The sequence below is a fragment of the Streptomyces sp. ISL-87 genome (assembly GCF_018614095.1).
Classification (GTDB): domain Bacteria; phylum Actinomycetota; class Actinomycetes; order Streptomycetales; family Streptomycetaceae; genus Streptomyces.
Genome location: NZ_JAGGOY010000062.1, coordinates 51,482 through 74,075, shown reverse-complemented (window position 1 = coordinate 74,075; position 22,594 = coordinate 51,482). Strand labels below are relative to the sequence as shown.

Sequence of the window (22,594 nt, the reverse complement as noted above, 5' to 3'; positions counted from 1 at the left end):
TGGGGAACTTCACCGGGGTGCTTCCCGCTCCCGATGGAGCGCTCGTACTTCAGCCCGAATGCGCGGGGAGCGCGCACGCCCCCGCGCGCTCCGGCACATCCGGCCCGGCGCACACACCCGAAATCCGCCCCGCCGGACCCCGTACCGAACCCCGCGCCCGCGCCCCTACGTCCCCACGGCCTCCGGCTCCTCCCGGACCACAGCCGGCGGCTTCGCCAGGCCGGTCGGCCGGGATGCCGTGAGGGGTGCGGGCGGCCCCGCGGCCGCGAACGGGCGCCACCACGGCTGGGCCGGACGGTTTTCGGCGGCCGGTTCGAAGGGCTCGCCCGGCACTGGCAGGGCAATGGCGGCCCCGACTGTCTCCGCCGCCGCCACCGTGCCCTCGCCCGGCTCGTCCCACGGGTGCGGGGCCAGGTTGAAGGTGCCCCAGTGGATCGGCAGCATCGTGCCGTGCGGCACGCCGCCCTGGAGGTCGAGGTGGGCCCGCATGCCCTCCTCCGGCGTCATGTGGATGTCGGGCCAGTACTCCGAGTACGCCCCGATCTGGATCATCGTCGCGTCGAAGGGCCCGTGCGCCGTGCCGATCTCCTCGAAGCCGGGGAAGTACCCGGTGTCCCCGCTGTGGAAGATCCGGTGCTCATCACCGGCCACGACCCAGGAGGCCCACAGGGTGAACTGCTGGTTCCGCAGCCCGCGCCCGCAGAAGTGCCGGGCCGGGGTCGCCGTCAGCGAGAGCCCCGCGACCTTGGTGCTCTCGTTCCAGTCCAGCTCGCGCAGCCGGTCCGCCGGGACGCCCCAGCGCTCCAGGTGCGCCCCGACCCCCAGCGACACCGCGAAGACCGTGTTCGTACCGGCCAGGGCCTTGATCGTCGGCAGGTCGAGGTGGTCGTAGTGGTCGTGCGAGATCACCACGACGTCGACCTCCCCCAGCGAGGCCAGCGGCACCGGCACCGGATGCAGCCGCTTCGGCCCCGCGAACGGGAAGGGAGAGCAACGCTCTCCCCACACCGGGTCGAACAGCACCCGGCGCCCGTCGATCTCCGCGAGCACGCTGGAATGCCCCATCCAGGTCAGACGCAACCCGCTGACCGGCGGCTTCGCCAGCTCCGCCAGAGTCGTCGGGTACACCGGAATCGGCGCGCCCGGGTTGCGCCGCGCCCTCTGCTCCTTGTGGAAGTAGATCTTGGCGAACTCCACCATGGAGCCGGATGGCCTGGTCCTGGCCCCGACCGGGTTCTGGAAGACGCCGTCGGCGAAGTTCGGCGAGCGGCGGATCCGCTCCAGCCGTTCGCCGGACGGGTCCGCGCCGAAGGCTTCGGGCCGCAGGGCGCGCAGCCGTGGACGCAAGGGACGGGAGCCGGTCAAGGCGCCTCCTGGGAGGGTGGGGGCAGGACGGTCGTACCTTCTACGACCATCCCAACGCACACCGGCCCCCAAGGATTCCGCTTCCGGTCCCCCACTGTCCCCGGCCCTACCGCCCCACCACAGCCCTACAGCCCCGCATGCCTACAGCCCGCATGCCTACAGCCCTGCGTCCCTACAGCCCCCCGCGTCCCTGCAGTCGTGCATCCCTACAGCCCTACGGCCCGGCAGCCCTGCAGCGGCAGCAGGTCCGGCCGCTTGGCCTCGACGTGGTCCCCGGAGGACTCCCCGCGCAACCGCCTGCCGATCCACGGCACCAGGTACTCCCGCGCCCACTGGATGTTGTCCCGCGTGACGTCCACCGAGCCGCGCGGCTCCAGCGGCGGCCACGGCTGGTCGGGATCGGCGGGCACCTCCAGGCCGAGCACCTGGGCGGCGCGCAGCGCGACCCGCGTGTGCCCCTCGGGTGAGAGGTGCAGCCGGTCCGCGTCCCAGGCCCGCCGGTCCTGTACGGACTTCAGCGACCAGAGGTCGAGCACCGGGCAGTCGTACCGGTCGGCGATGGCGCGCACGTGTGCGCTGTACGTCGCGACCTTGCCCCGGATGTGCTTGAGGACCGGTACGCCCCGGGTGTCGAAACCGGTGGTGATCATGACCTGGCCGACGGCCCCGGTGAGGTCGGCGACGGCGGCCTCGAACCGCTCGGCCACGTCGTCCGGGTCGCTGCCGGGCCGGATGATGTCGTTGCCGCCCGCGCAGAAGGTGACCAGGTCGGGCGCGAGCGCCTTGGCCCGCGGGACCTGTTCGGCCACGATCTGGTCGAGGAGGCGTCCCCGTACGGCGAGGTTCGCGTACCTGAAGTCGTGTTCCTCGCGCTGATCGGCCAGGAGTACGGCCAGCCGGTCCGCCCAGCCGAGAAACGTTTCCCCGGGTCCCGGGTCCCCTACGCCCTCGGTGAAGCTGTCCCCGATCGCCGCGTACGAGCCGATGGTCGTGAGTGTCGTCGTCGTCGCTGCCACGGGACCATATCTTTCACCCCGACACGTGACCTACGCCACCGTAGGAGGGGTTGACGGACCGTGATCTATACCACCCGGTCAGTCCGGAATAACAGCGCGTGAGGCCGGGACCCCCCTCGGGTCCCGGCCTCACGCCGGTCTGTCGTACCTCTCCGACGGCGGCTGCCGTCAGATGCTCACGCCCTTCGAGCGGAGGTAGGCCAGCGGGTCGATGTCCGAACCGTAGGACGGGCCGGTGCGGATCTCGAAGTGCAGGTGCGGGCCGGTCGAGTTGCCGGTGGAGCCGGAGAGGCCGATCTGCTGGCCGCCGGTGACGCTCTGGCCGACCGAGACGGACAGCTGGGACAGGTGGCCGTACTGGGAGTAGTTGCCGTCGGCGTGCCGGATGACGACCTCGTTGCCGTACGCGCCGCCCCATCCGGCGGAGACGACGGTGCCCGCGCCGACCGCCCTGACGCTGGTGCCGGAGCTCGCGATGAAGTCGACGCCGGTGTGGTAACCGGAGGACCACATGGCGCCCGGGGTCTTGTACTGGGTGGAGATCCCGCCGCTGACCGGGGCGACGAAGCCGGCGGCCGAGGTCTTGGCCGACGTACCGGTGGAGGTGGACGCGGAAGAGCCCGCCGGCTTCTCGGCCGGAGCGGCCTTGGCGGGCGCCTTGGCAGGGGCCTTGGCGGGGGCCTTGGCGGGGGCCTTGGCCTCGGGCGCCGCGGCAGCCTTGGAACCGGAGTCCGAGGACCGCTCGGCCCGCTTCGACGCCGGCGCCGACTCGGCCGGGGCCTCGCCCTTCGCGCCCAGCGTCAGCTTCAGACCCGGGTGGATCAGCGACGGGTTGGCGCCGACCGCCTCACGGTTGTCCTCGTAGAGCCGCTCCCAGCCACCCGAGAGGTGGCGGTCCGCGGCGATCTTCGAGAGGTAGTCGCCCGGCACGACCGTGTAGACGGTCGGGGCGGCCTGCGCGGCGGCGGGCGCGGCCTGAAGCGACGCCGGGGCCTGAGCCGCCTGCGCGGAAGCCGCGAAGGGGGCCACGGCCGGGGCCACGGCCGGGGCCACGGCCGGGGCGCCGGCCGCGTGGGCGCCGGCAGCACCCATCAGCGGCAGCGCGAGGGCCGCGCCACCGGTTCCGGCGACGGCGAAACCGCGGGATATCGAACCGGACTTGGGACGGCGGTGCTTACCCTTTGCAGGCATGGCCAATTCCTCTCCGTCGCCTGCGAGGTGAGCTGTCGGGTTCGGACTGGAGATGTCCGGTCGTACATGAACAGCACATGTACGACTTCACCCCGAGCTGTCCCGGTATAAAGATCCGGAACAGCGGCTTACCTGGTTCCCCCGCTCCTGCCGCGCGCGCTGATAGTCGGGTGCGGTCCCGGGCGGCGGCAGGATTCGGCGGTCCACCCGGATTGACCGCGAAGGTAATCCAGTCCGGCCACACCAAACAAGCCATGAATTTCCTGACGGAATAGCAGGTACGAGGGATTGATGGAATTCCCGTCACCCTGCGTCCGTTCCGACCGTTCAACAACCCCCCTGGCAAGGGAATTAAGCCTTAGCGATCAGGCACTCACGGTCACCGTATGATCTGGCTCACGGGGAAGCGCTCAATCACGGCTCCGTATATGGCAAGTTGGTGTCTAGCGGTGCAATTCGGACACCCGACGACGACGCGGAGGAGTTCCCGTGACCCAGCAGATACCTCAGCCCCCATACACGGAGCCGGAACTGTCCGGAGTGCGCAATTTCCGTGATGTGGGCGAGCTGCCGACCACGGACGGGCGAAGGGTCAGGCCGGGACGACTCTTCCGAAGCGGACATCTCGCACATGCCACCGAAACCGATGCAGAGTTCCTCACATCGCTCGGCCTGCACACCATCTTCGACTTCCGCAATGGCGCCGATCACGCCCTGGAGGGCGCGGACGTCGAACTGCCCGGCGTCCGGAACGTGAACATCCCGCTGTCCGATCCGGCCGACGGCCGGGAGTTCTGGACGATGGTCCGCGACGGCGACCTCGACCAGCTCCGCGGGATCCTCGGCGACGGGAAGGCCGCCGCCCGGATGTCGAGCTCGTACCGCGGGATCATCAGGGACCGCACCGCCGAGCACAGCCGGGTCGTGCACGCCCTCGCCGACGACAGCGTCCCCGCGCTGATGCACTGCGCGGCCGGAAAGGACCGGGCCGGCCTGTCGATCGCGGTCACCCTGCTCGCCCTCGGTGTCGAGCGCGAGGCGATCGTGGCGGATTACCTGGAGTCCAACGCCCCGCACCGCCGCTACCGGGTGCGCCGCAGCGGAACCACGCAGGAGGCCCGCTCCCCGGAGGTGATGGAGCTGCTCGCCCCGCTCTTCGACGCCCGCGCCGAGTACCTGACCGCGGCCTTCGAGACCATGGAGACGACCTGGGGCACCGTCGACGGTTACCTGGCGGAGGGCCTCGGGCTCACGCCCGAGACCCTCGACCGGCTGCGCGACCGGCTCCTCGTCTGACGGGGGCCCGCCGCCCGCCGGGGCAGGCCGTCAGCGGTTGCCGACGGCCTGCTTCACCAGCGTCCTGCCGAAGTCCCACATCAGCCCGCCCCCGCCGTGCGCCTCGTCCATGACCTCCCGGAAGGCGCCGACGAACCGGTCGACGTCGGCCTCGTCCACGATCAGCGGCGGAATCAGCTTGATCACTTCCAGATGGTCGCCGGAGACCTGCGTGAGGATCCGGTGCTTCTGCAGCAGCGGCACCACCACCATCTGCGCGAACAGCCCCTTGCGGGCCGCCTGGAGCATGGCCCACCGGCTGCGCAGCCCCAGCGAGGACGGCCGGCCGAACTCGATGCCGACCATCAGCCCGCGCCCCCGCACCTCGTGCAGCAGCTCGTACTCGTCCACCAGCGCCGCGAGCCGCCCGCGAAGCATGTCACCCGTCGCACGGGCATTGGCCACCACCCGCTCGTCCTCCATCACCGAGAGGACCGCCAGCCCGGCCGCCATCGCCTGCGCGTTGGACCCGAAGCTGGCGGAGTGCACCAGCACGCGGTCCATGGACGAGTAGACCTTCTTGAAGATCCAGTCCTTGCCCAGGGTCGCCCCGACCGGCACATAGCCGCCCGACAGCGCCTTGGCCACGCAGACCAGGTCGGGCTCCACGCCCGGCTCGTGCTGGTACGCGTAGAAGTCACCGGTACGTCCGAGGCCGGTCTGCACCTCGTCCGCGATGAGCAGCGCCTTGTGCCGGTGCAGCAGTTCCTGCGCGGCGAGCAGGAAGCCGGGCGGCGGCGCGAGCACCCCTTTGCCCTGGATCGGCTCGACGACGAAGGCGGCCACGTCGCCCCGCCGCAGCTCGCGCTCCAGGGCGGCCAGGTCACCGAGCGCGATCTTGGTGTCGGGCAGCAGCGGCGCGAAGCCGTCGCGGAAGCCACCCTCCCCGTTTACGGAGAGGGAGCCCGTGGTCAGCCCGTGGAAGGCGTGGTCGCAGTAGAGGATCCTGGGCCGCCCGGTGGCGTACCGGGCGAACTTCAGGGCCGTCTCCACCGCCTCGGTGCCGCTGTTGCCGAAGAAGACGCGGTCCAGGTGCGGGCTGTACGAGAGCAGCTTCTCGGCCAGCAGTCCGGGCAGCGGCTGGCAGTCGAAGCGGGTGAGGTCGGCGAGCTGGGCGTCCAGGACGTCGTGCAGGGCCTGGCGGACCACCGGGTGGTGCCGGCCCAGGCCCATCACCCCGAACCCGGCCAGCATGTCGAGGTAGTCGTTGCCCTCGGCGTCCCAGAAGTGGGCCCCCTCGGCCCGCTCGTAGACCTTGTCGAAGCCGATGGTGTGCAGCATCCGGGGCAGCTGGTGGTTGAGGTGCCGGGCGTGCAGCTCGTACCGCTCCCCGCCGCGCTCGGCCAGCAGGGCGCCGAGGTCGAAGCCCTTGCGCCCCCCGTCCCCTCCTGACGCCGGCGTCATGCCGACGTGTCCCGGTTGCCGCTCACCGTCTCCCGGGCCGCGCGCAGGGATTCCTTGAGCGAGCCCATGGTGGCGAGGACGGCGGTGGGCTCGTAGCCGCAGTGCGCCATGCAATTCGCGCAGCGCGGGTCCCTTCCGCGGCCGTACTTGCTCCAGTCGGTGTCCTCGATCAGCTCCTTGTACGTCGTCACGTACCCGTCGCTCATCAGGTAGCAGGGGCGCTGCCAGCCGAAGAGGGAGTAATTCGGAATCGCCCAGGCGGTGCAGGGGAAATCCACCTTGCCCTCCAGGAAGTCCAGGAAGAGCGGGGAGTGGTTGAGCCGCCAGCGCCGCCGGTTGCCGCCCGCGAAGGCCTTCCTGAAGAGCTCGCGGGTCTGTTCGACTCCAAGGAAATGTTCCTGGTCGGGAGCCTTTTCGTAGGCGTAGGCGGGCGAGATCATCATCTCGTCGACCTTGAGGTCGTCATTGAGGTAATTGAGCACCTCGATGATCGTCTGCGGGGTGTCGGTGTTGAAGAAGGTGGAGTTGGTGGTGACCCGGAACCCGCGCTTCTTCGCCTCCTTGATGGCCGCGACCGCCTCGTCGAAGACGCCCTCCTTGGCCACCGACTCGTCGTGCCGCTCGCGCAGGCCGTCGATGTGCACGGCGAAGGCGAAGTACGGGGACGGGGTGAACTTCTCGATCTTCTTGCGCAGCAGCATGGCGTTGGTGCAGAGGAAGACATACTTCCGCTTCGCCACCAACTGGCGCACGATCTCGTGGATCTGCGGGTGCATCAAGGGCTCGCCGCCCGCGATCGACACCATGGGCGCGCCGGACTCCAGGACGGCTCCGACCGCCTGGGCGACCGGCATGCGCTGCTTGAGGACCCCGGCCGGGTGCTGGATCTTCCCGCATCCCTCACAGGCCAGGTTGCAGGCGTAGAGCGGCTCCAGTTCGACGATCAGCGGGAACTTCTCACGCTTGCGGAGCTTCTGTTCGAGAAGATAGGTCCCGACCCTGATGGACTGTCGCAACGGCATGGCCATCTGGCTCACCTCCTGGGGAGCAGCAACGAACGGTGCCAGTCATAAAACGCGGGCAGTACGGCACGGAGAACACGGAAGGCCGATATTCCACCGCGGACCGTGCCGATACGGACGAGCTCGTGCTCCGGAGCGTCTACGACCACCCGGACAGCCGCAACCGGACGGCTCGCGCCCCGGGTCGCGGTCCAGAGGGTGGCCGCCGACTCCATGTCCACCCCGATGGCGCCGGTGGCGCGCAGCTGCGCACGCTCCTGGCCGCGGACGACATGGTCGGATCCGGTCAGTGCGCCGAGGTGCACGGTCCGGCCGGGGGCGGCCCGGGCCAGTGCCTCGGCGAGCAGGGCCGTCCCGTCGCAGGGGACGGTCCCGCGAGGGTCCCGGGTCTCCTCGGCGACGATCAGGTCGCCCGGGCTCATGCCGGGAGCCAGCCCGGCGCAGAACCCGGTGGCGAGGACGGCCGCCTCGCCCATGCCCGGCTCGGCCAGCGCGCGGTCGAGCGCCCGTTCGGCCGCGCGCGGGCCCATACCGGTGCGCAGCACGGTGTACCCCTTCGGGGCACGGCGAGCACCGCGTTCGCCGCCGCCGCGCAGGGCCGCCCGCTCGATGCGCAGCGCGCAGGCGACGAGCAGCGGGAGGGCGGGATCGGCTCGGTCGCCCATCAGCCCTCCCCGGCCAGGCCCCCGCCGCCGTGCCCCGCGGCAGCGGTGCCGTACCGGCCGCCGGGGCCGAACGGCTCCCCGTACAGATAGCGGCCGAGGGCGGTGAGCGGGAACACCTGCCGGTACAGGTGGTAGTTGATGGAGAAGTCCCAGGGGAAGCCGGTGCCGGTGAAGTACGGCTCGTCCCAGGTCCCGTCGCCCCCCTGGGTCTCCACCAGATAGGCGAGGCCCCGCTCGACGGCCTTCCCGTCCCGCTCGCCGGCCGACAGCAGGGCCATCAGCGCCCATGCCGTCTGCGAGGCGGTGGAGGCACCCTTCCCGGCCCATGAGGGGTCCTTGTAGGAGCGCTGGTCCTCGCCCCACCCCCCGTCCCCGTTCTGTACGGATTCCAGCCAGCGCACGGCCCGCCGGATCGCGGGATGCGCCGGGTCGAAGCCGGCGGCCGTCAGGGCCGGCACCACCGACCCCGTCCCGTACACGTAGTTGGTACCCCAGCGGCCGAACCAGGCGCCGCTCGGCTCCTGTTCGGCCAGCAGCCAGGCGATGGCGCGCCGGGTCCGGGGGTCGGCGGCCTTCCCCTCGACGGCGAGCATCTCCACGACGTGCGCGGTGACGTCCGCCGAGGGCGGGTCGATGACCTCGCCGAAGTCGCAGAAGGGCAGCCTGTTCGGGAAGGGGCTGGTGTTGTCGGCGTCGAAGGCGCCCCAGGCCCCGTTCCTCGACTGCATCCCGAGGTTCCAGGACACCCCGCGGGCGATGGCGGCCTCGGCCCGCGCCCGCTCCGGGTGCTTGATCCGGCGCAGGGCGAGGACCACCTCGGCGGTGTCGTCGATGTCGGGGTAGTTGTCGTTGTGGAACTCGAACGCCCAGCCGCCGGGGGCCAGCCCGGGCCGCCGCACCGCCCAGTCGCCGCTGCGGGCGATCTCCTCGCCGAGCATCCAGTCGGCGGCCTTCACCAGGGCCGGGTGGTCGGGGGCCAGGCCCGCGTCGGCCAGCGCGATGGCGGCGAGGCAGGTGTCCCAGACCGGGGACTGGCAGGCCTCGATCATCCGGGCGCCGTCCTCGCGCCACACGGCGAACCGGTCCAGGGACTCCAGGCCGGCCCGCATCACGGGGTGCTTGAGGTCGTAGCCGAGCAGGTGGAGGGCGATGACGGAGTACACGGCGGGCGGCTGGATCCCGCCCCAGCAGCCGTCGTTCTCCTGGCGCTCGATGATCCAGCGGGCGGCGGTCGTCATCGCCGCCTTGCGCAGCCGGCGCGGGGCGAACCGCCGGTAGACGTGCAGGACCTTGTCCATCCGCTGGAAGACCCCGTCCCAACTGGCCACCGGGGCGGGCCGCTTGGCCGGGTTTGGCACCCGCGCGTCGGTGTGCAGTTCGTCCAGCACGAAGGGGGCCGGGCGGACCGGCCGCAGCGCGGAGACGACTGTCAGCGGGACGATAGTCTGGCGGGCCCAGCAGCCGAAGTCGTAGATGTTGAGCGGCACCCAGGGCGGCAGGAAGACCAGTTCGGGCGGGAGTTCGGGCAGGTGCTCCCAGTCCCACCAGCCGAACAGGGCCAGCCAGATCCGGGTGAAGACCCGGGCGGCGGCGATGCCCCCGTGGGCCCGGATCCAGGCCGAGGCGCGGGCCATGTGGGGGGTGTCTGGCGCGTCACCGGCGAGGCGCAGGGCGACGTACGCCTCGATGGTGGCGGAGAGTTCGGGAGGGCCGCCGTGGAAGGTGGCCCAGGTGCCGTCGTCCCGTTGCTCGCCCCGGATGAACAGGGCGGCGGCCCGCGTGGTGGCCTCGTCCCGGATGCCGAGGAACTGCCTCAGCAGCAGGTCCTCGGCGTCCATGGTGACGTTGGTCTCCAGGTCGCCCTTCCACCAGCCCTCGGGGTCCTGGCGTTCGAGCAGGTTACGCGTGGCCCGCGCCGCGGCGTCGTGGACGCCCTGCGTCAGGCCGGTCGTACTGGCCGGCTCGCGGGCGGGCCCCCCACCGGGGGAACCGCCGCCGTCGGTCGTCGCTGTCATGGCTTCCCCTTACGTGCAGTGTCGTGTCCTCTGCTGTGCTGGGGTCTGCCGTCGGCCGGCACTACTCACTGGTAACGCCGGCCGGCGACTGCGATTCATATACGAGCTCGGGTGGCAATCACCTCTTGCGCACGACGACGAAGTCGGCCAGCTCGATGAGCTGGTCGCGCACGCGTTGCGGCATGTCCACGTCGTCCAGCGCGCGGATCGCGATCGCGTGCTGGCGGCGTGCCTCCTCGGCGGTCCACGAGCGGCCGCCCGCCTCCTCGATGAGTGCCGCGCGGGCCGCGAACTCCTCCTCCGAGAAGTTCTCGAAGTCGTTGCTCTTGGCGTCGGCGGTGAGCAGCCGGCCGAGCTCCTCGCAGGCGGGTCCGCCGGCCGCGAGGGCGGCGACGACGGGCAGGGACTTCTTGCGCTGGCGCAGGTCGCTCCAGGTCTGCTTGCCGGTGGACTCCGGGTCGCCCCAGATGCCGAGCAGGTCGTCGACGGCCTGGAAGGCGAGGCCGAGGTGGTAGCCGTACTCCTCCAGCTTGTCGGCCGTACGGTCGTCGGCGCCGCCGAGGACCGCGCCGATGGAGACCGCGCAGGCGAGCAGGGCGCCGGTCTTGTTGCCCTCCATCTCCAGGCACTCCTCGACGCTGACGCGCTCGCGGTGCTCGTACGAGATGTCCTGGGCCTGGCCGTCGATCAGCTTGCGGCTGGCCGTGGTCAGCCGGCGCGCCGCGCGGCCCGCCTCCACCGTGCCGAGCTCCAGCAGCACCTCGTTGGCGAGGGCGAACAGCGCGTCACCGACGAGGATCGCGAGGGCCGGGCCGTGCACCTTCCACACCGTGTCGCGGTGGCGGCGCTGCTCGTCGCCGTCCATCAGGTCGTCGTGCAGCAGTGAGAAGTTGTGCACGAGCTCGACCGCGACCGCACCCGGAATGCCGACCTCGGCCGCGGCGCCCGCGGCCTCGGCGGAGAGCAGTGCGAGGGCGGGGCGCACGGCCTTGCCGCCGTCGCCGTCCGCCGGGTTGCCCTGGGCGTCGATCCAGCCGAAGTGGTAGGCGGCGACGGTGTCCATGGGCGCCGCGAGCCGGTCTACGGCGGCGCGGAGCACGGGCGTGGACAGCGTGCGGCCGCGCTCCAGGAGAGCGAGCGTGTCCGCCTTCTCCGCTCCCCCTCCGGCTGCGCCCACACTGTCATCCGTGTTCTCGACAGCCGGATTCCCCGGGTTCACTGGCTCTCCTCTGGTTCCTGTACGTGTTGCGTGTGCTGTGCCTGTGATGGTCGTCATGCCGCCTCCTGCAGAGGGTGTTCGCGGGGACGGCCGAGAGCGGCGAGTGCGGCGTGTGCCGCGCTCAGCCCGCTCCGGACGGCGCTCTCCATGGTCGCGGGCCAACCGGTGGCGGTCCACGCACCGGCCAGATAGAGCCCCGGCGTGTCGGTCCGCGCGCCGGGGCGCAGCCGGCCGACGCCGGGGGTGGGGGCGAAGGTGGCCGTCCGCTCCCGGGTGACGAAGAAGTCCCGGACCTTCGCGCCGCGTGCGGCGGGCAGCAGCCGCTCCAGTTCGGGGAGGTACTTGGACCGCAGGACCGAGACGGGCTCGTCGATGTCCTCCTGGGCGACGGACTGGGACAGGGCCAGGTACTGACCGCCGTCGGTGAGCCCGGAGGCGTCGGTGCGGTCGAAGACCCACTGGACCGGGGAGCCCAGCGCGGCGAAGAAGGGCCGCTTGAGCACCCTTCGGTCGTAGACGACGTGGACGTTGAGGATGGGCGCGGTGCCGATGTCGAGGAGCTTGTCCGGGTCGGCCAGCGCCCCGGCCGGGAGCAGTCCGTGGGCCTCGCGCTGCGGGACGGCGAGGACGACGGTGCCCGCGTCGAGCGACTCGTCCTCGGTGTCCACGCGCCAGTTCCCGTCGTCCGTCCGGGAGACGGCGGTGACCCGGGTGCGCAGTTCGGTGCGTACGCCGGCCGCGTCGAGCTGCTTGCGGGCGAGGGTGTCGTGCAGGTCGCCCAGCGGGACCTTGGCCCACCCGATGTCGGCGGCGCCGTTCTCGGAGAGCAGGCCCGTCTTGAAGACCATGGCGGCCAGGCCCAGCGAGGACTGGTCGGCGGTGGCGTTGAGGGTGGCGATGCCGACGAGGTCCCACAGGGCCTCGATGGTGCGGGGGGACTGGCCGTAGCGGCCGAGCCAGGTCGCGAAGTCCAGGCCGTCCAGCGCCGGGTCGGCCGGGTCGAGGCGACGCAGCGCGAGGGCGGCGCGCCCGACGCTCGCCCGCTCGGCGAGGGAGAGGTGCGGGTAGCGGGCCAGGGAGGCGGCCAGGTGCAGCGGTACGGGCAGGGCGCTGCGGCGCAGCCGGCCGAGCCGCGGTCCGCGGGGGTGGGCGGCGTCGAGCACGGGCACGTCGAGCCGGTCCTGGAGCGGGGCCAGGTCCGCGCCCCCGACCCGGTCAAGGAACCACCGGTAGGCGGTGCAGCAGCGCAGGTAGACGTGCTGGCCGTTGTCCACGGTGAGTTCGCCGCGCTTGAAGGAGAAGGCGAGGCCGCCGAGGCGCGGGCGCCCTTCGAGCAGGGTGACCTTGAGGCCCGCGTCGGCGAGTTCGAGGGCGGCCGTCACCCCGGCGAGGCCGCCGCCGACGACGACGGCACGCTGGTCGCTGCCGCTCATGCGTCCTCCCCCGTCGTACGACCGCCGGCCCGGGCGCCCGTACGCGCGGACCCCATACGCGCAGACGCGGCAGCCCGCGCCGCGGTTGCCCGCACGAAGCGGCACGGCGCCGGGGCGAGCAGCGCCGGGGCGGGCGTCGCCAGGGGCGGCACCGAGGCGGGCATCGCCAGGACGAGCGGCGCCAGGGCAGGCATCGCCCGGGGCGGCACCGAGGCGGGCATCGCCAGGACGAGCGGCGCCGGGGCGGGCGCGGCCGGGGCGAGCAGCGCCGGGGCGGGCGTCGTCGAGGTCATCAGGTCCGCCTCCGCGTGCTCTGGCGTGAAATGGTCCGCGCGTCCAGGCCGGAGAGGCCGCGTACGGCGACGTACGCCTTCTCGTGCGGCGGCAGCGAGACGCGGCCTCGGAGTACGGCCTCGGGCTCCCGCTCGATGCGGTCGAGGAGGCGCCGGTAGATGCCGGCCATGGCGGCGACGCAGGCGCCGCTGCGCCGGTCGAGCATGGGCAGCAGCCGGTAGCCCTCGACGAACAGGGCGCGGGCGCGCCGGACTTCGTGGTGAATGAGCCCGGCGAAGTCGGAGCCGGCCGGGGCCCGGTCGCCGTGGAAGCCTTCGGAGCAGCCGAACTTGGCGAGGTCCTCGGCGGGGAGGTACGTACGCCCGTTGGCGGCGTCCTCGCGGACATCGCGGAGGATGTTGGTGAGCTGCAGGGCGAGGCCCAGCGTGTCGGCGTACTCGCCGGCGCGCGCGGCGTCGGGCGCGCCGAGGCCCCCGGTGTTCACCGTGCCGAACACGCCGAGCGAGAGCCGGCCGATGGCTCCGGCGACGCAGCGGCAGTAGGCCTTGAGGTCGTCCCAGGTCTCGTAGTTCTCGCCGCGGACGTCCATGAGGACTCCGTCGATGAGTTCGTCGAGGCCGCCGAGCGGGATCGGGAAGCGGCGCGCGGCGTGCGCGAGAGCAACGGCTACCGGGTCGGTGTCGTCCTCGTCGATCTCCTCCGCCCGGATCCGGCCCAGCAGGGCGCGGGTCTCCTCCAGGCGGGCCAGCTTGGCCTCGGCGGGCAGCGTGCCGTCGCCGATGTCGTCGACGCGCCGGGAGAAGGCGTACAGCGCGGACATCGCATGCCGCTTGTCGGTGGGCAGCAGCCGGATGCCGTAGGCGAAGTTGCGTGCCTGCGCGCCGGTGACGGCCTCGCAGTAGCTGTAGGCCGCGAGGACCGGTGCGGACGGCGCAGCCGGTGTGGATGCGTGTGTGGGGCCCTCCACGGTCGGGCTCACCCCTTTCTCGGCGCTGTGCGCAGGACGGCGGCCACCTCGCGGAGCAGGCCGCTCTTGGTGGGCTTGGGCGGGCCGGGAAGTACGTCGAAGCCGGCGGCGGTGACGGCCCGGAGGGCGGCGCGCCCTCCTCCCACGAAGCCCGCGAGCAGCAGCCGGAGCCTGCCGTGCACGCTACCCACGAGCGGGGTGCCTTCATTCAGGAGGTCGCGGGCGCGTTCCGTCTCGAAGGCGATCAGGGCGCGTACGGACGCTCCGGCCGTGGGGGCCTCGAGGTCGGCCTCGGTCACGTGGAAGCGGCGCATGTCCTGGGCCGGGAGGTAGATCCGGTCCCGGCCGAGGTCCTCGGCGACGTCCTGGAGGTGTTCGGCGATCTGCAGGGCGGTGCAGACGGCGTCGGAGCGGCGGATCCGCTCGGGGCTGCTGGCCCCGGTGAGGGACAGCACGAGCCGGCCCACGGGGTTCGCGGACAGCTCGCAGTAGCCGAGGAGGTCCCCGTAGGTCTCGTAGCGCGTGACCCGCTGGTCCTGGCGGTTGGCTTCGATGAGCCCGAGGAAGGGCTCGGGGGTGAGGCCGTGGGTGCGGACGACGGGCTGGAGGGCCAGCAGGAGCGGATGGCGCGGGGGGCCGTCCGTGCCGCCGAACACGCGCAGCAGGTCGGCCTCGAAGGCGTCGAGCATGGCGAGCCGGTCGTCCACGGCGGCCGGGTCGAGGCCGAGGAGGACGGCGTCGCGGCCGCCGGGGGCGAGGTCGCCGTCGCCGATGTCGTCGACCAGCCGGGCGTATCCGTAGACCGCCATGAGGCCTTCGCGCCAGGCGCGGGGAAGGAAGGAGGGGGCGACGGGGAAGTTCTCCGCCGCGGCCTTGCCGAGGGTGGCGCGCGCGTGGACGGCGTCGGCCGCCGCCGGGGACACAGTGCGGATGCCGTGCTCCGGGGTCACCGCCCGCCGCCTGGGGCGGGGACGGCCACAGTGCCTGGGGGCCGGAGAATTCCCGTAGCCATTGCCGTCACATCTCCCGTTCTACACTGCCGACCCAAGTCATCCTATTTCGGACACGCCGCCGGACTTTCCCCGGGGTGTCCCAGGCCTTTTCACCTGCGGGGAATCGTCCCCTCTTGCCGCGATTCAGGACTGCTCCAGCTTACGCTGTACAACGCCGCACGGGCCCAACGGGTATTCGCTCCACTACCGAATGTCGTGCGGGTCTGTATCCCCGGCACGCCGAGGCCCCCGCCGCGGGGAGCGGCAGGGGCCTGCGGAGGCCTTGTCCGGACCGGCCGGTCAGGCGCTGGTGGCCTTCTCGTACGCGGAGACGACCTCTTCGGTGGGCCCGTCCATGACGAGCTCGCCGCGCTCCAGCCACAGCACCCGGTCGCAGGTGTCGCGGATGGACTTGTTGTTGTGGCTGACGAGGAAGACGCTGCCGGCCTTCTCACGGAGTTCGCGGATGCGGGCCTCGGAGCGGACCTGGAACTTGCGGTCGCCGGTGGCGAGGGCCTCGTCGATCATCAGGACGTCGTGGTCCTTGGCCGCCGCGATCGAGAAGCGCAGGCGCGCGGCCATGCCCGATGAGTACGTGCGCATCGGCAGGGAGATGAAGTCCCCCTTCTCGTTGATGCCGGAGAAGTCGACGATGCCCTGGTAGCGCTCCCTGATCTGCTCGCGGGTCATGCCCATCGCGAGGCCGCCGAGGACCACGTTGCGCTCACCGGTCAGGTCGTTCATCAGCGCCGCGTTGACACCCAGCAGCGAGGGCTGGCCGTCGGTGTAGACCCTGCCGGACTCGCAGGGCAGCAGGCCCGCGATGGCGCGCAGCAGGGTCGACTTGCCCGAGCCGTTGGAACCGATGAGGCCGATGGCCTCGCCCCGGTACGCCGTGAAGCTGACGCCGCGCACGGCGTGGACCTTGCGGACACCCGGTGCGTCGCCCTTGCCGCGGCGAAGTATCTTGCTCAGCGCCGCCGTGGCGCTGCCCTTGCCGGAGGTGCCGGTGTTCACGCGGTAGACGATGTGGACGTCGTCGGCGATGACGGTGGGGACGTTGCTCTTGTTGATCTCAGCCACGGCCGTAACGCTCCTCAGCCTTCCAGAAGTACACGAATCCGCCGACGCCGATCAGCAGCGCCCAGCCGGCTGCGAAGGCCCAGACGTGCGGCGGCAGGTTCTCGCGGCCGTAGTCGGCGATGAGGGCGAAGCGGACCAGGTCCATGAAGATCGCCGCAGGGTTCCACTGGAGCACGTCGGCGATCCACTGGGGCTTGTCCTTGAGCATCTCGCTGATCGAGAACATGACGCCCGAGGCGTACATCCACGTGCGAGTGAGGAAGGGCATCAGCTGCGCGAGGTCGGGGGTCTTGGCACCCATCCGCGCGAAGATCATTGCGAGGCCGGTGTTGAAGACGAACTGCAGCACCAGTGCCGGGATGAGCAGCAGCCACGACCAGGTCGGGTAGTTCCCGAAGGCGCCGGCGACCACGAGCACGACGAGCATCGAGTACAGCAGCTGCTGGAGCTGCTGCATCGAGAACGAGATCGGCAGCGAGGCGCGCGGGAAGTGCAGGGCGCGCACCAGGCCGAGGTTGCCGGGGATCGCCCGGACACCCGCCATCAGCGAGTTCTGCGTGAACGTGAAGACGAAGATGCCGATCACCAGGAAGGGGATGTAGACATCCTTCTCCATGCCCCGGCTGGCGTTCAGGATGAGCCCGAAGATCAGGTAGTACACCAGGGCGTTCAGCAGCGGGGTCGCCACCTGCCAGATCTGCCCGAGCTTCGCCTGGCTGTACTGCGCGACCAGCTTGGCCCGCGAGAAAGCCATGATGAAGTGGCGCCGGCCCCAGAGCTGCCGCACGTACGCGCCCAGGCCGGGCCTGGCGCCGCTGACAGAAAGGCCGTACTTCCTGGCGAGCTCCGCGGGACTCAGTCCCGCGTCTTCGGACAGCGGCTTGCTCGTGGCGAGGGCGCTGTCGTGGGTTGTGTCACTCACAAGTTGAAACTTTCCGTCTTCAAGATGCGGCAGAAGGGGGATCCGGCCTGAGGGCACGGGACCCGCGAGGGACCCATGCTCCCAGACTCGAGCTTGTCAGATGACAGGCGGTCGGCCGAGCCGGGTCAACCGCCAGACCGTACGCCACCTCATGGGGCGCCGTGGACCGCAGGGTGTGGTCCATCCCTCCTTGAACCCGCCGAACCAGGCCTTGAGTGCGGGCACCGAGGGTCTGCGCAGGAGCGTCAGCAGGAGCCAGACTCCCAGGTAGACCGGGACCAGCGGGGCCGGCAGGTTCCGGCGGGCGAGCCAGACCCGGTTGCGGGCCACCATACGGTGGTACACCGCGTGCCGGGACGGGGCCGTCGTCGGGTGCAGTAGCACCATGTCCGCGCGGTAGTCGATCAGCCACCCGGCGTCGAGCGCCCGCCAGGCCAGATCGGTCTCCTCGTGGGCGTAGAAGAAGTCCCCAGGCAGGTCTCCGACCTGCTCGAACACCTTCGTGCGGACGGCGTTGGCGCCGCCGAGGAAGGTGGTCACGCGGGAGGAGCGCATCGGGTCGGCGGCGCGCAGCCGGGGCACGTGCCGGCGCTGGGTCTCGCCCGTGTCCGGATCGGCGATCCGGAAGCTGACGATCCCGAGCTCGGGGTCCTCGGCGAAGGCCTGCCGGCACAGCTCGGCGGTGTCGGTGCGCTCCAGCAGCCCGTCGTCGTCCAGGAACAGCAGGGCGTCGACGTCGCTGCCGCCGGGGCCGAAGGCCTCGATGCCGACGTTACGGCCGCCCGGAATGCCCAGGTTCTCGGGCAGATCGACCGTGCGGACGCCGTCGGGCAGCCCGGTGACCTTCACACCCTGGCCTACGACGACCACCTCGACGGGGGCGCCTTCCTGCCGGGCCACCGAGTCGAGGAGCGCCTTGAGCTCGTCGGGGCGGTTGCCCATGGTGATGATCACGGCGCCCAGCCGCATCGGGGTGCTCACCGCAGCCTGCTCGAAGCGAGGACCGACACGAGGTGCAGCAGTGTCTGCAGGAGCGCGATGCCCGCCAGCACGGCGACACCGAGCCGGGAGTAGAACAGGTCGCCCCGGACCTGGTCCAGGACGGCCAGCAGCAGGATGAGCAGCGACGCCTCGATGCCGAGGATCAGCCGGTGGAACTTCAGCGCGCCGGCGGCCCGGCGGGCGAACGCCATGCCGGACGAGCGCGGCTCGGCCGCCGCCTCCTTGACCGGCGGCAGCCCGCCCTGGTGCCGGGCGACACCGACGAGGTCGGTCTCGGCCTTGATCAGGATCGCGCCGAGCGCCGCGAGGGTGCCGAGGAAGGCCCACAGCCAGTCGATGCGCCCGCTGCCCCACAGGTCCGCGGCGCGCAGGCCGAAGCCGACCAGGACCGCGGCGTCGCACAGGTAGGCGCCGACCCGGTCCAGGTACACCCCGGAGAGCGAGAACTGCTTCTTCCAGCGGGCGACCTCACCGTCGACGCAGTCGAGCAGCAGGTAGAGCTGGACCATCACCACACCGAGGACGGCGCCCCAGATGCCCGGCACCAGCAGGGCCGGGGCGGCCAGGACGCCCGCGAGGGTCATCACGTAGGTCAGCTGGTTCGGCGTGACCTTGGTGTTCACCAGGACGCGGGTGATGCGCAGGGAGATCTCGCGCATGTAGAGGCGCCCGCCCCAGTGCTCGCCGCTGCGCCGGTCCTTGACGCCCGGCGGGTGAACGACGGGCCGGAGTTCAGCTACGGATGGTCTTGGCATAGTCGGAGTAAGCGTCCCTGATCTCGGCGGCGGACAGGTTGAGGTGTTCCAGGATCGTGAAACGTCCCGGGCGGGTCTGGGGGGCGTACTCGACGGCCGCGACGAACTCGTCCACGCTGAACCCGATCTCCTCGGGCAGCACGGGCAGTCCGTGTCCGCGCAGCACCTCGGCGAAGAGGCCGGACTGCTCCTTGGCGCCCCGCAGGTGCATCGCGAAGGCGGCGCCGAGGCCGACCTGCTCGCCGTGGAGCGCGGAGCGCCCCGGGTAGAGCAGGTCGAAGGCGTGGCTGATCTCGTGGCAGGCGCCGGAGGCGGGGCGGGTGTCCCCGCTGATCGACATGGCGATGCCGGTCAGCACCAGGGCCTCGGAGAGCACCGTGAGGAACTCGTCGTCGCCGACCCCTCCGGGATGGCGCAGTACGGCCTCTCCGGCGGTACGGGCCATCGCGGCGGCCAGGCCGTCGACGGGCTCACCGGTGATCTCGTGCGAGAGCTCCCAGTCGGCGATCGCCGAGATGTTGGACAGGGCGTCGCCGATGCCGGAGCGGACGAACCTGACGGGGGCGTCACGCACCACGTCGAGGTCGATCACCAGGGCGATCGGCGTGGGCACTCCGTAGGAGCCGCGGCCGTTGTCGTTGTCCAGGGTGGCGACCGGCGAGCAGATGCCGTCGTGCGAGAGGTTGGTGGCGACGGCCACCATGGGCAGGCCGACCCGCGCCGCGGCGTACTTCGCCACGTCGATGATCTTGCCGCCGCCCAGGCCCACGACTGCGTCGTAGCGGCGGCCCTTTATGTCGTCGGCCAGCTTGACCGCGGAGTCGATGGTGCCGTCGACGACCGGGTACCAGTCGGCGTGCGGCAGCACGGGCTCCAGCCTGGCGCGCAGCGCCACGCCGGAGCCGCCGCTGATCGCGATCGCCAGCTTGCCGGACGCGGAGATCCGCTGGTCGGCCAGGAGGCCGGCCAGGTCGTCCATGGCGCCGCGACTGATGTCGACGACGACCGGCGAGGGGATGAGCCGCGTCAGTACTGGCATGCGATCGTCCGGCCCTTGGCGAGGTCGTCGTGGTTGTCGATCTCGACCCACTTGACGTCGCCGATGGGGGCCACGTCGATCGTGAAGCCGTCGTTGACCAGCTGCTGGTAGCCGTCCTCGTAGTAGAGGTCGGGGTCGCGCTCGAAGGTCGTCTTCAGCGCCTCGGCCAGCGCCTCGGCGGCGTCGGGCTCGATGAGGGTGACACCGATGTACTCGCCGGTGGCGGTGGCCGGGTCCATCAGCTTGGTGATCCGCCGGACACCCTGGCCGTCGGCGGTGACGACCTTCATCTCCTCGTCGGCCAGGTGCTTGACCGTGTCCAGCGCGAGGATGATCTTCTGGCCGTTGCCGCGGGCGGCGAGCAGGGTCTGCTCGACGGAGACCGGGTGGACGGTGTCGCCGTTGGCGAGGATCACGCCCTGCTTGAGGACGTCACGCGCGCACCACAGGGAGTAGGCGTTGTTCCACTCCTCGGCTTTGTCGTTGTCGATCAGCGTGATCTTGACGCCGTACTTGGCCTCCAGGGCCTCCCGGCGCTCGTACACGGCTTCCTTGCGGTAGCCGACGACGATCGCGACCTCGGTGAGGCCGACCTCGGCGAAGTTGCCCAAGGTCAGGTCGAGGACGGTGAGGCTGTCCTCCTGGCCCTCGGGACCGACGGGCACGAGGGCCTTGGGCAGGGTGTCGGTGTAGGGACGCAGGCGGCGTCCGGCACCGGCCGCGAGTACAAGGCCGATCATGCTGGTTCTCCTTCGTCATGTACGGCGGGTGCTCCGGAGGAGACCCAGAAGCGGATGCTCTCCACGAGCACCACGAGTGCCACGAACACGGCCAGAGCCGTGAGTGCGACGGGGAAGTCCGTGTCGCGCGTCGCCAGGACGGCGGCCAGCACCGCGGTCAGCAGTACCCGGCCTTCGTGGCCGCCGATCGTCCGCACCAGCCAGTGCGGGGGCGCGCCGGTGCCTCCGCGAATGCGGTACACCGTGTCGTAGTGATGGTAGGCGACCGCCGCGACCAGTCCGAATGCCGCGGGAAGGGCCCCGGGGACGTCCGCCTTGGCGGCGAGGATCAGCACGGTCGTGTACTCGGCGGCCCGGAAGACCGGGGGCACGAGCCAGTCGAGGGCGCCCTTGAGGGGGCGGGCGACGGCCGCTCCGGCGAGTACGGCGTAGAACGCGGCGGCGATGATCACCTGGCGGGCGCCGAACTCGTACGCCCAGGCCGTCCACAGCAGGGCGACCGAGCCGATGACGGCGGCGGCGATGCCCGCTCCCGGGGCCATCCGGCCGACCACACGGCCCGCGAGCTCGGCGATCGGGCCCGAGTCGGCGAGGTCCGCGAGGGCCTGGGCGGCGCGGTCGGTGCGCTTCGCCTTGCGGGTCAGCGAGCGCAGGACCCGGCCGGCGGTGGTGTAGAGGGCGCCGAACGCGCAGCCGATGAGGAGGGCGTAGAAGACGATCCGCGGGGTGGTGACGGCGGTCAGGACCGCGATCATCGCCCAGCGCTCGCCGATCGGCAGGATGATCATCCGCCGGACCCAGACCGTCCAGCCGACGCTGTCCAGCTTGTCGGAGAGCGCGGCGGTGGGACTCGTATTGGCGGTGGCGTCGTGGTTGGCCTCGTTGAAGGCGAAGTCCACGACGTGCCGGCAGGTCATGAGGATCATGGCGCCGAGCGCGAGGGCCCAGACGTCGTCGCCGTTCCTGGCGGCGCCGAGCGCGAGGCCGGCGTAGAAGGAGTACTCCTTCGCGCGGTCGAAGGTCGCGTCGAGCCAGGCGCCCATCGTCGAGTACTGGAGCGAGTAGCGGGCGAGCTGCCCGTCGGTGCAGTCCAGGACGAAGGAGAAGAGCAGCAGCACGCCGGCCACGACGTAGCCCCAGCGCTCCCCCGTAGCGGCGCAGCCGGCCGCGATCAGCGCGGTGATCAGCGAGGCGGTGGTGACCTGGTTCGGGGTCAGGCCGCGGCGCGCGCACCAGCGGGCGATGTAGCGCGAGTACGGGCTGATGAAGAAGGTGGTGAAGAAGCCGTCGCGGGACTTCACGGCGGTGCGCAGCCGGACGGCCTCGTCGTCCACGGCGGCGACGGCGGCGACGGCCGCGTCGCGCTCCGCGGTGGTGGCGGGCACGGCGGCGACCAGCGAGCCGAGCTCGGGGCGCTGGACGGCTGTCCCGGCGGCCTCGACGGCGGCGGCGAGCCGGTCGGCGTAGGGGGCGGAGCCGTCGCCGGAGAGCACGGCCGGGAGGGCCGCGGCCCGGTCGAGGGCCGCGCGGGCCCCCGGCTGGACGGCGAAGGCGCCGGTCACGGCGCAGGCGTCGAAGCGCGGGTCGGTCAGAGCGAGGCGCAGCGCGTGCACATGTCCGACGAAGGCGCTGTCCACGACGGCGACCCGCTGGTCGGCGGGTACGCCGGCCAGTGCGGCGGCGATGTCTTCAGGCCCGACGGCGGAGCGGACGTCGAAGCCGAGCGAGCGCAGCCCGTCCGCGAGCGGTGATCCGGGGACCGGCAGGCCGGTGAGGATGACGGTCGGCAGACGAACTCACTCCTTGCAATGAACGCGGAACGGGCGCCTGGTGGGGCGGCAGCACGTCGGCAGAGGCTATCGGATGAATGGAAGCCGGGGTTCACCACCCGTTTACGCCCCGATAAGCCGAATATTCCCAAGCCCTGACCTTGCCGCGATCATCATTGACGATCACGGCAAGGGACAACAAACCGCCTGGATGTTACGGTGAACTCCGGGGTGTACGAGCCCCGTCAAGCGTGTCCCGAATCACCGTGAAGGTGACTGAGCGAGAAGGAAGGTGGGTTGGTGACCGTCGTAGTGATCGCCGCCGTGCGCAGCGAACTCCGGTACATCCCCACCGTCTTCCGGGCA

General features: G+C 71.4%; 21 protein-coding genes and 1 riboswitch. Of the genes, 2 read left to right on the top strand and 19 right to left on the bottom strand.

Translation table 11 applies throughout. The features are described 5' to 3' along the window. Window positions 1-165 precede the first annotated feature (165 nt). From J7I97_RS23235 to J7I97_RS23225, 3 genes are all read right to left on the bottom strand, one after another. On the bottom strand, window positions 166-1,365 hold the full coding sequence (locus tag J7I97_RS23235; protein ID WP_214937983.1) for an MBL fold metallo-hydrolase: 1,200 nt from the start codon (window positions 1,363-1,365) through the stop codon (window positions 166-168). A gap of 206 nt (window positions 1,366-1,571) precedes the next feature. Next, window positions 1,572-2,381 (bottom strand): SGNH/GDSL hydrolase family protein, encoded by an 810-nt coding sequence (locus tag J7I97_RS23230; protein WP_214937981.1) that lies wholly within the window; start codon window positions 2,379-2,381, stop codon window positions 1,572-1,574. A gap of 168 nt (window positions 2,382-2,549) precedes the next feature. Beyond that, window positions 2,550-3,572 (bottom strand): LysM peptidoglycan-binding domain-containing M23 family metallopeptidase, encoded by a 1,023-nt coding sequence (locus tag J7I97_RS23225; RefSeq protein WP_214937979.1) that lies wholly within the window; start codon window positions 3,570-3,572, stop codon window positions 2,550-2,552. A 4-nt stretch (window positions 3,573-3,576) separates the two neighbouring features. Continuing rightward, a riboswitch (cyclic di-AMP (ydaO/yuaA leader) is annotated at window positions 3,577-3,783 on the bottom strand. A 278-nt stretch (window positions 3,784-4,061) separates the two neighbouring features. Between J7I97_RS23225 and J7I97_RS23220 the strand changes: the two genes are divergently transcribed. Continuing rightward, the gene (locus J7I97_RS23220) at window positions 4,062-4,868 is read left to right on the top strand and encodes a tyrosine-protein phosphatase (protein WP_214937977.1); all 807 of its coding nucleotides are present in this window, start codon (window positions 4,062-4,064) and stop codon (window positions 4,866-4,868) included. Between the two features lie 30 nt (window positions 4,869-4,898). Here the strand turns inward: J7I97_RS23220 and J7I97_RS23215 are convergent, their stop codons facing one another. The 16 genes from J7I97_RS23215 to J7I97_RS23140 all read right to left on the bottom strand — a co-directional run bounded on the left by J7I97_RS23215 (window position 4,899) and on the right by J7I97_RS23140 (window position 22,072). Beyond that, window positions 4,899-6,311, bottom strand: coding sequence for an aspartate aminotransferase family protein (locus J7I97_RS23215; RefSeq protein ID WP_214937975.1), 1,413 nt, complete (start codon window positions 6,309-6,311; stop codon window positions 4,899-4,901). Next, window positions 6,308-7,339, bottom strand: coding sequence for an adenosyl-hopene transferase HpnH (gene hpnH / locus J7I97_RS23210; RefSeq protein WP_214937973.1), 1,032 nt, complete (start codon window positions 7,337-7,339; stop codon window positions 6,308-6,310). Before hpnH ends, J7I97_RS23215 begins: the two co-directional genes overlap by 4 nt. Before the next feature lie 5 nt (window positions 7,340-7,344). Next, window positions 7,345-7,998 carry a 1-hydroxy-2-methyl-2-butenyl 4-diphosphate reductase gene (locus tag J7I97_RS23205; protein WP_214937971.1) on the bottom strand — a complete coding sequence of 218 codons (654 nt, stop codon included), beginning with the start codon at window positions 7,996-7,998 and terminating at the stop codon, window positions 7,345-7,347. Continuing rightward, window positions 7,998-10,013, bottom strand: a complete 2,016-nt coding sequence (shc, locus tag J7I97_RS23200; protein WP_214937970.1) for a squalene--hopene cyclase — start codon at window positions 10,011-10,013, stop codon at window positions 7,998-8,000. Before shc ends, J7I97_RS23205 begins: the two co-directional genes overlap by 1 nt. Window positions 10,014-10,131: 118 nt before the next feature. Next, the gene (locus tag J7I97_RS23195; RefSeq protein WP_374103656.1) at window positions 10,132-11,232 is read right to left on the bottom strand and encodes a polyprenyl synthetase family protein; all 1,101 of its coding nucleotides are present in this window, start codon (window positions 11,230-11,232) and stop codon (window positions 10,132-10,134) included. Between the two features lie 53 nt (window positions 11,233-11,285). Then, window positions 11,286-12,665, bottom strand: a complete 1,380-nt coding sequence (gene hpnE / locus J7I97_RS23190) for a hydroxysqualene dehydroxylase HpnE (protein WP_214937965.1) — start codon at window positions 12,663-12,665, stop codon at window positions 11,286-11,288. Next, window positions 12,662-12,958, bottom strand: a complete 297-nt coding sequence (locus J7I97_RS23185; protein ID WP_214937963.1) for a hypothetical protein — start codon at window positions 12,956-12,958, stop codon at window positions 12,662-12,664. The genes hpnE and J7I97_RS23185 overlap by 4 nt, the downstream gene beginning before the upstream one ends. Next, complete coding sequence (gene hpnD / locus J7I97_RS23180) at window positions 12,958-13,938, bottom strand: presqualene diphosphate synthase HpnD (protein WP_214937961.1); 981 nt, start codon at window positions 13,936-13,938, stop codon at window positions 12,958-12,960. Before hpnD ends, J7I97_RS23185 begins: the two co-directional genes overlap by 1 nt. Then, a complete protein-coding gene (gene hpnC, locus J7I97_RS23175) occupies window positions 13,935-14,849 on the bottom strand; it encodes a squalene synthase HpnC (protein ID WP_214938033.1) in 915 nt (304 codons plus the stop codon). Before hpnC ends, hpnD begins: the two co-directional genes overlap by 4 nt. Before the next feature lie 369 nt (window positions 14,850-15,218). Then, a complete protein-coding gene (locus J7I97_RS23170) occupies window positions 15,219-16,001 on the bottom strand; it encodes an ABC transporter ATP-binding protein (protein WP_214937959.1) in 783 nt (260 codons plus the stop codon). After that, window positions 15,994-16,923: an ABC transporter permease gene (locus tag J7I97_RS23165; RefSeq protein ID WP_214937958.1), complete on the bottom strand. Its 930-nt coding sequence runs from the start codon at window positions 16,921-16,923 to the stop codon at window positions 15,994-15,996. Before J7I97_RS23165 ends, J7I97_RS23170 begins: the two co-directional genes overlap by 8 nt. A gap of 96 nt (window positions 16,924-17,019) precedes the next feature. Continuing rightward, a complete protein-coding gene (locus J7I97_RS23160; RefSeq protein ID WP_251059098.1) occupies window positions 17,020-17,892 on the bottom strand; it encodes a glycosyltransferase in 873 nt (290 codons plus the stop codon). Between the two features lie 8 nt (window positions 17,893-17,900). Further along, window positions 17,901-18,680, bottom strand: a complete 780-nt coding sequence (locus J7I97_RS23155) for a CDP-alcohol phosphatidyltransferase family protein (RefSeq protein ID WP_214937954.1) — start codon at window positions 18,678-18,680, stop codon at window positions 17,901-17,903. Beyond that, on the bottom strand, window positions 18,658-19,719 hold the full coding sequence (locus tag J7I97_RS23150) for an iron-containing alcohol dehydrogenase family protein (protein WP_214937952.1): 1,062 nt from the start codon (window positions 19,717-19,719) through the stop codon (window positions 18,658-18,660). Before J7I97_RS23150 ends, J7I97_RS23155 begins: the two co-directional genes overlap by 23 nt. Further along, window positions 19,707-20,459, bottom strand: coding sequence for a sugar phosphate nucleotidyltransferase (locus J7I97_RS23145; protein WP_214937950.1), 753 nt, complete (start codon window positions 20,457-20,459; stop codon window positions 19,707-19,709). The genes J7I97_RS23150 and J7I97_RS23145 overlap by 13 nt, the downstream gene beginning before the upstream one ends. Next, window positions 20,456-22,072, bottom strand: coding sequence for a DUF5941 domain-containing protein (locus tag J7I97_RS23140; protein WP_308365987.1), 1,617 nt, complete (start codon window positions 22,070-22,072; stop codon window positions 20,456-20,458). The genes J7I97_RS23145 and J7I97_RS23140 overlap by 4 nt, the downstream gene beginning before the upstream one ends. Between J7I97_RS23140 and J7I97_RS38800 the strand changes: the two genes are divergently transcribed. Next, on the top strand, window positions 22,073-22,210 hold the full coding sequence (locus J7I97_RS38800) for a hypothetical protein (RefSeq protein WP_251051662.1): 138 nt from the start codon (window positions 22,073-22,075) through the stop codon (window positions 22,208-22,210). The last annotated feature ends 384 nt before the right edge of the window (window positions 22,211-22,594 follow it).

What these genes read in the sequence shown, in the direction of transcription:
- J7I97_RS23225 (WP_214937979.1), bottom strand. Translation starts at nt 3,572, where the DNA reads ATGCCTGCAAAGGGTAAGCACCGCCGTCCCAAGTCCGGTTCGATATCC.
- J7I97_RS23185 (WP_214937963.1), bottom strand. Translation starts at nt 12,958, where the DNA reads ATGACCTCGACGACGCCCGCCCCGGCGCTGCTCGCCCCGGCCGCGCCC.
- J7I97_RS23160 (WP_251059098.1), bottom strand. Translation starts at nt 17,892, where the DNA reads ATGCGGCTGGGCGCCGTGATCATCACCATGGGCAACCGCCCCGACGAG.
- J7I97_RS23155 (WP_214937954.1), bottom strand. Translation starts at nt 18,680, where the DNA reads ATGCCAAGACCATCCGTAGCTGAACTCCGGCCCGTCGTTCACCCGCCG.
- hpnH (WP_214937973.1), bottom strand. Translation starts at nt 7,339, where the DNA reads ATGGCCATGCCGTTGCGACAGTCCATCAGGGTCGGGACCTATCTTCTC.
- J7I97_RS23215 (WP_214937975.1), bottom strand. Translation starts at nt 6,311, where the DNA reads ATGACGCCGGCGTCAGGAGGGGACGGGGGGCGCAAGGGCTTCGACCTC.
- J7I97_RS23205 (WP_214937971.1), bottom strand. Translation starts at nt 7,998, where the DNA reads ATGGGCGACCGAGCCGATCCCGCCCTCCCGCTGCTCGTCGCCTGCGCG.
- J7I97_RS23145 (WP_214937950.1), bottom strand. Translation starts at nt 20,459, where the DNA reads ATGATCGGCCTTGTACTCGCGGCCGGTGCCGGACGCCGCCTGCGTCCC.
- J7I97_RS23150 (WP_214937952.1), bottom strand. Translation starts at nt 19,719, where the DNA reads ATGCCAGTACTGACGCGGCTCATCCCCTCGCCGGTCGTCGTCGACATC.
- J7I97_RS38800 (WP_251051662.1), top strand. Translation starts at nt 22,073, where the DNA reads ATGTCCGACGAAGGCGCTGTCCACGACGGCGACCCGCTGGTCGGCGGG.
- shc (WP_214937970.1), bottom strand. Translation starts at nt 10,013, where the DNA reads ATGACAGCGACGACCGACGGCGGCGGTTCCCCCGGTGGGGGGCCCGCC.
- hpnE (WP_214937965.1), bottom strand. Translation starts at nt 12,665, where the DNA reads ATGAGCGGCAGCGACCAGCGTGCCGTCGTCGTCGGCGGCGGCCTCGCC.